Consider the following 7,178-nt stretch of genomic DNA (forward strand, 5'->3'; position numbering starts at 1 on the left):
CGCATTGGAAACGGCGCGAATCGTTCGGCAAAGTTTTCATAGTGTTGATGGGCCAGGAGTGTGGTCGGGACCAGTACCGCGACTTGCCGATCATGCTCCACGGCTTTGAAGGCTGCGCGCATGGCCACCTCCGTCTTGCCATATCCGACGTCCCCGCAGACCAGTCGATCCATGGGCTTTGTCGAATCCATGTCACGGGCGATGTCCTCGATGGCCCTGAGCTGATCCGCTGTTTCTTCGTACTCAAAGGCGGCCTCGAACTCGTGGTACAGGGTTGTGGTCGCGCCGTAGGCATTCCGTTTCACCAGCTCGCGGTTTGCGTAGAGGTCGATCAATTCCTGGGCCATTTCCTCGATGTCTTTTTTCACCCGCGCGGTGGTCTTGGCCCAACTGGTGCCGCCCAGGCGATCGAGCCGCGGGACATGGCCTTCGGCTCCGCTGTACCGTTGGACCTGGTTCAACCGATCGAGGGGAACATAGAGGGTGTCTCCACCGGAAAACTCGAGGATCAGGAAGTCGCTCTCGAAATCTTGGACCGACAGGCGTTTGAGTCCGCGGTATTTGGCGATGCCGTGCTGCACATGCACGACATAGTCGCCCACGTTCAGATCGTCCAATGAGGAAAGAAAGGTCGCCGTTCTGCTTTTCGGCTGCGGTTTGTGACGGGCGCCTTTCGCGAACAGCTCTTCTTCCGTCAGGAGCGCGAGCCGAAGGTCTCCCGAGAGAAACCCCGCGGAGAGATCGCCGTGCAGAACATAAAACGGCGGCTTGCCGGTCCGGTGGTCGGACCAGGCCGTCGGCTTCCAGGGGTCGGCAGGCAAATCGTGCTCTCGGAGTAGGGAGAGCAAGCGGTCGACTTGCCCGCGGCTTCGCGCCACCAAGACGACTCGATGTTCGCTCCGGAGTCCTTCCAAGAGGCTCAGTGTCTGGCTGAAGGCGGTGCCCCTGATACCGAGTCCGATACTCCCCGGCGATTGGGCGGAGAACGAAAAGGTCTGATTCCACGTTGAGTCCGGCGCCGCCAACGACTCAAAAGCCACCATGGGCCACGTCCCGACCCGCTGTTGGATGTCTTCCCATGTCAGGAAGAGACGTTCAGGGGAGGGATAGGGAAGCGTGGCGTCACGGTCCACATGACGGAGATACCCGTCGTCGATCTTCTCCCAGGCCGCCTCGCAAGATTTTTTCAGCGTATCCGGTTGGTCGAGGGCGAGGTATGGAGATGTGCTGAGATAGTCGAAGAGGGTATCCATGGAATCGTACAGGTCAGGACTTCGCCATTCGGCGTCCGCTTGAATCGGCGTGATGGCATGTGGGTCGTCGGGAGGCCGAACGAACTCCCGTGCGGGCAACACCCAGCCGTCATGCAATTTTTCAATGGAGGTCTGGGTCGAGGGGTCGAACAAGCGAATCGATTCGACCTGGTCTCCGAGAAATTCCACACGGAGTGGATTGGCATAGGCGGTCGAGAAGATATCAACTATGCCCCCACGGATGCTGAACTCTCCCGGAATTTCGACGACGGACACTCGCCGGTATCCCAGACGGAGTAGGTTGGTGATGAGCGACTCCCGTTCGAACGCCGCCGCTGTTTCGAAGCGAAAGACCGCCCGCTCGAATGTGGAGCGAGGAAGGACACGGTGCATCGCGGCGGCGACGGAGGTAACGAGAATGGCGGGAGGGTTGGCCAATAGGCGATGGAGCGTCGTCATCCGGTGCGCGATCAACCCGACATGCGGCGCCGTCGCTTCATAGGGGAGCGTCTCCCATTCCGGAAACCAGGCGAGGTCTTCGACCGGACGGCCCATGAGTTCATGGAAAAAGCACAAGTCATTGAACATTCGCTCGGCGGAGTCGTCGTTCGACGTCACAACAACCCAGGGACGGGCGCGGTCTGGAGCTCCTCGGCGGCTGTCGTTCAGCAGAGCCAGCGCGCAGGCCGCAGTCGAGCCATGGGCTCCCAGCAGGCAGGTACGCGCTTGTTCCCGGCCAAGGGCCGAACGAAGCGGAACGAACCAGGATGGGGTGGGGGTATTGGTCTCAGACACGCATCACTTCGCGATTGACCGGATGCGTTGAAGGAGACCGGTCGTGGAGAGACCGGGAACCAGCGGGATCGTCTTGACCACTCCTCCGCGAGTTTCGACAATCTCGCGGCCGACGATTCGATCGAGCTCCCAATCTCCTCCCTTGACCAGGACGTCCGGTTGAACGGCCGTAATGAGCTGAAGGGGGTCAGATTCATCGAAAATGACCACATAATCCACACAACCTAAGGCCGCCAGCACCTCCGCCCGTTGTGCCTCCGGCACAATCGGCCGGTCGGGTGCCTTGTCCAGCGTGCGGACCGAGGCATCACTGTTGACGCCGACGACCAGAACATCGCCCAGCGCTCTGGCTGCCCGGAGATAGCGCGTATGGCCGACGTGCATGAGATCGAAACACCCGTTGGTGAAGACAATGCGTTTCCCCTGCGCCCGTTCTCCATCAAGTTTGGACAGGAGATGTTCTCGCAATACGACCTTCGTTATCATGTCTCATCATACCGTGCATCCCGTGCGGTCGGCTACATGGAAAGAGCATCGTGCGGGGCGGCATCTGTCGTTTGGTCCGGAATGCACATTCCACGACGTGCACGGTGCGCAGTGGGCTCTTGGCCGGTGGGCGAATTGAAGGTTTCTTATTGCTCCAAAAACTGTTTGATGGCGTGCTCGTTATGTTGAACGACTTTCTGAGCCGCAGTCAAGATCAGGTCTTGATCGCACACCGAGGACAACCATAGGCGAGTCACGATCCCGGCGAGATGCTTCGCGACGGCTCTCGGGGAATTCCAATTCACGCCTTCCTTCTTGCATGACTCGGGAATGTCGCTGAGGTCATCGGCCCATTGTGCGTCGGTGTGGCGGAGACGGATCAAGCGAATGCGGTCCGGACCTGGCAGCAATCCGATGCTTTGCCCCACGGACAGGAACAACGCCCGGTAAGAGAGAGACCGCTCTTCCATGATCGATGGAATTCTAGAATAGTCGTAATTGAACAGGCTGAATCCTTCCTTTCGATGGTCCAGCACTTCTCCGCCCACCTCAAAAGGAAATGAGCTGTCGATTAAGATCAAAAGGGCTTTGCGGCTTCGATCCTCCTGCAGCTTTTTCAGAAAGACCATGAGCAGCGATTCAGCGCCGGTATTGTCGGAAAGGCCTCCGTCGCCAATGTGCCAATACTTGTCGTGGCCCTCCACGCCAAAGGTCACCGGTCCGATGATCGGCGGAAACGACATGGACGCGGTGACCGCGCCGGAGAGCCGGATCTGACAGATATTCAGGTCCAAGTCGGCGGGAACGACGGAAATCAGGCTATCCCAGCGGACGCGTAAAAGATCGAGAATGTTCGTCTGCAGCTTGTCCCCTCCCGGAAGCCTGGTCAGTTCGGCAATCAGGTCTAACTGCGAATTCTCGCGCGGCAGGGTGCTGAAGAGAAGGCGTCTTCCGTCATTGTAGAGCGTGGTATTCACCAGCAGACGAGGGCTGTCTCTCAATGCCTCCCGGGCGGCGAGGTCGGAGAAATTGGATGGGCCGAAATAGTCTTCGCTGAGCGTCTCGGCAAGCGACCGTGCGGTCCAGGAGGGATTGAACCACCGCAGATAGGCCAGTTGGCGCCACAACAAGGGCCCCTCATAGTCCTTCGACATGCTCTTCTTGAACTGTTCGAAGAACCGCTTGTAGCTATCGCTCATTCCTCCGGTCTCATCCAGCACGGAGACCGTGCGACCGGGTTTCTTGAGCGCAAAGTAGGCTGAAGCCAGGCTGCCGCCTGAGACGCTCGAAATATAGGAGATCCGCTCGAGTAACGAACTCCTTTGAGGCCCGACGTCCAAACGGCCCAAGGCTTCAAAAGCTCCGGCGGCAAAGAGCGCAGCCCGGCTGCCTCCTCCGGACACAGCCAATCCCACTAGAACGCGTTCGTCCGGAGCCGGCGTGATGCAACCGGGAGAGAGGTCAGAGTGCGTAACCGTGTAAATGGGGGTCGACCGACATCCGGCGCACAAGACCACCATTGACAGAAAGGCGAAGGCGAGGAAGGACTGGCTTCGGCGCGTCATCAGTCACACCTCAAGAAGTCGCCACGTAAACATCCCTTCGAGCGAGGTCGTCGTCGCTCGGCTCGGTTGCAGTCCGATCGAATGTAAAGTAGACGACGGCGGTCATGGACGCCGGTCGATGGCTCTAAAGATACGTTCGTTCACTTCCTCGTTCAAAAGAAAAGAAGTGCCAGCGCCATGGCTCGAGCGAGACGTACAGGCCGTTCCCGCGCATCTCTTCACCGCTGCGGTCATACCGTTGAGCCGTGAACGGATCGACTAAACACCACGTCCCGGTCAGATCGGACCATGGAAGCCGGATCAAGCCCTGGGAGGCCTCTGTCGAGAAGTTGACGATCACGAGCGAGCGGGTCTCGTCCTTCTTCCAGCACCAGGCCAGGAGATTCCTCGAGGTCATGTTGTCCGGCCACCCTCGGCAGTCGCACATCGCCCATTCCCCCGATTGAAACGGTTCGTGTTCGGTTTGGTGGAGCAACTTGGCATAGAATTGCTCCAGCTCCCGGTCGGGACTTTCATCAGGTCGGCGCGAGAGGAAGACCGTCAACCTGGTCCGCCTTCCTTGAAATTGTCCTTCGTGCAGTAACTTCGCGCCGGGCAAGGTCATGCTCACGACCGCCGCGGCGCGATGCTTGTCGGGTGGAAAGACGGCAGCGGCACGAGGCTCATCATGGTTTTCGAGGAAACGGACGAGCCGGCGCTGGTAAGAGGAGTCGCCCCCGAGATGTTGCCTGATCGGATCGGCATCGCCGTGCTCCAACCGGTCGTACAGGCGTTTGTCATAGCAGTAGTCGAAACCCTGTTGCTGCAGTTTCCATTCGAGGTCCCAGTAGGCTTCGGCCATGAATAGAAAACGGCCGTGGCGAGACCGCACCTGTCCGATCACGTCCGACCAGTCGTCGGTCGCCGGTTTGGGACCGGCGCGGGCGCCCCAGGTCCGCTCGAAGATGTCGTTGAGCAGCAACATGGCCATGTCGCAGCGAACACCGTCGCATTGCGCGGCAATGCTCGACAGAGTTTCGATCGCAGCCCGTCGTAGTCCAGGCTGAAAGGCGTTGAGTTGCACCACATCGGGCCAGGCGGGAAAGTAAGGATCCCGGCCGCAGGCAAAGACCCGGCCGTTCCGTTCCATGAAAGCGGCCGGGTCCCTTTCGATATCGGCGCGTGCCCCGCTCACGAAATATTCCGGATGGTCGTCGATCCAGGGATGATCCGGCGCCACGTGATTGGGCACGAAATCGAGCATCAGCCGGAGTCCCCGCCTGGCGAGTTGCGTGCGTGCCTCGGCCAAACCTCCCGGGCCGCCCATCGACGCATCGACCTCGTAGCGGCGGACACAGTACGGCGAACCGACCAGATCGCCATCGGTGACATCCGGAAGCGCGCGACGGCACGCTCCCATGAGGGAAGGATTGCCGCGAGCGATAGCCAAACCGGCCGGACTGCGCTCCCACACGCCCATGAGCCAGACGGCGTCAAACCCGTGCGAGGCAATCGCGTCCCATTCCATTGGAGGAACCGTGTCGAGCGTCACAGGGTTCCGATGCGTCCGGCCCAACTCCGCCAACCAGAGGCACGTATTGATTTCATAGATAACCGGGTATTGCGCCCCTGGTGCCATGTCTTCCTTCGCTCTGTTCCGTTCAGGGCTTGAATGCGGCGCCTTTCCCGGTCTGCAGCGCTGTTTGAGGATCGAGCTTGCCGTACAGTTCAATCAGTTTGGCAACCAGGCCGGTCCAGCCGGTGTGATGACTGGCCCACAGACCCGCCCCGTTGTCGCCGTGAAAGTATTCATAGAATGAGCGTGAAAACTTTACATTATGTACGATTCGGCAGAGGTCTGCCAACTGTCAAAATTAATGGACTTGACGCTCCCAAAAGTAGAGGTTCATTGTAGCCTAGGGGTAACCCTAGGGATAACTCGTCATCGAGTCTCATCCTCTCTCCGTGTCCGCGAAGGGCATTCCTGGGGTTGTCGAGCATGCAAGAGGGTCGGAGGGCGGATCTCTATCGAATCACAGCCCGGGCAAGATCCAATCATCGTAGAGGTCTCTCTGAAAGGGCATTGATTCAGAATGGAGGCTCATATGGAACGGCTCAGCGTCTTGCTTGCGGATGATCACCGGCTATTTGCCGAGGCCTGCATGAAAATGTTGGAGCCCGAGTGCGAAGTCGTCGGCATCGTGAGAGACGGCAGGGCACTGCTTCAAACGGCTCCCGCGCTGCGGCCGGATGTCATTGTCTTGGATATTGCCATGCCGTTGCTCAACGGCCTGGACGCGGCGCGTCAACTCAGAAAGATAATGCCCTCGGTCAAACTCGTCTTCATGACGATGCATCAGGATTCAGATCTCCTTGATGCGGCGTTAAGCATCGGCGCGCTAGGGTATATTTTGAAGACGTCGGCGAGTTGTGAACTCGTGGAAGCAATCCGAGCGGCGGCCCAGGGAAAAACCTTCATCGCCGCTCAGATACGTTCCCAGATGGATAGATCTTTCGTGCAACATGGACGAGGCAAGAAACATCGTACGCTGACGCACCGCCAACGTGAAGTGCTACAGCTGCTGGCGGAAGGGTACTCCATGAAAGAGGCCGGAGAAATCGCCCATGTCGCCCCTCGCACGATCGCCTTTCACAAGTACCGGATCATGGAACAATTCAACATCGGCAATAATGCCGAGTTGTTCCAATTCGCGATCCGAGAGGGGATCATCGTCGACGAGCGAAAGGAACCGAACTTCCCCGCTGCCTAGTCCGGACGGAGCGTTCTGAGCGATCATCAACGTGGCCCAATCGTCCCGAGGCGACGGAGGAACCGTTAACGGTTGTATGCATGAAACTTCCCGAGTCAGTTTGTACATTTGTAATGTCGTTACCAAGTCTTTGGGGGAACGGCTTTCCCGCCTTCAGCTTGCTCCGGCAAAGGGATCTGGACCAACGTGTCGATGATTTTGTTGAGCGACGTATACGTTGACGCCGTCTTGTGATGCAGGAAGTCGGCAACCATGCTGCCGAGCGCCAGGCGTACCGCGTCTTCCATATAAACCGGGTCTTGCGCGAAGGCTTCGCTCTGCATGGTCTC

At 58.8% G+C, this 7,178-nt stretch carries 6 protein-coding genes; 1 reads left to right on the forward strand and 5 read right to left on the reverse strand.

What is annotated here, in order from left to right:
• From ACOSYY_RS03305 to ACOSYY_RS03320, 4 genes are all read right to left on the reverse strand, one after another.
• Positions 1–2,048, reverse strand: a 2,048-nt coding sequence (locus tag ACOSYY_RS03305; protein ID WP_421660847.1) for a CarD family transcriptional regulator, incomplete at its 3' end; no start/stop codon positions are given.
• 3 nt (positions 2,049–2,051) lie between these two features.
• Positions 2,052–2,534, reverse strand: a complete 483-nt coding sequence (gene rfaE2, locus ACOSYY_RS03310; protein WP_421660848.1) for a D-glycero-beta-D-manno-heptose 1-phosphate adenylyltransferase — start codon at positions 2,532–2,534, stop codon at positions 2,052–2,054.
• Positions 2,535–2,680: 146 nt separating this feature from the next.
• The gene (locus ACOSYY_RS03315; RefSeq protein ID WP_421660849.1) at positions 2,681–4,099 is read right to left on the reverse strand and encodes a patatin-like phospholipase family protein; all 1,419 of its coding nucleotides are present in this window, start codon (positions 4,097–4,099) and stop codon (positions 2,681–2,683) included.
• Positions 4,100–4,223: 124 nt separating this feature from the next.
• Positions 4,224–5,717, reverse strand: coding sequence for an alpha-amylase family protein (locus ACOSYY_RS03320; protein WP_421660850.1), 1,494 nt, complete (start codon positions 5,715–5,717; stop codon positions 4,224–4,226).
• 466 nt (positions 5,718–6,183) lie between these two features.
• On the opposite strand from ACOSYY_RS03320, the gene ACOSYY_RS03325 reads away from it, so the two are divergent.
• Complete coding sequence (locus tag ACOSYY_RS03325; protein ID WP_421660851.1) at positions 6,184–6,849, forward strand: response regulator; 666 nt, start codon at positions 6,184–6,186, stop codon at positions 6,847–6,849.
• A 119-nt stretch (positions 6,850–6,968) separates the two neighbouring features.
• On the opposite strand, the gene ACOSYY_RS03330 is transcribed toward ACOSYY_RS03325, so the two are convergent.
• The coding region (locus ACOSYY_RS03330) for a hypothetical protein (protein WP_421660852.1) at positions 6,969–7,178 on the reverse strand (210 nt) is incomplete at its 5' end.

It is taken from the genome of Nitrospira sp. BLG_2 (assembly GCF_049222245.1).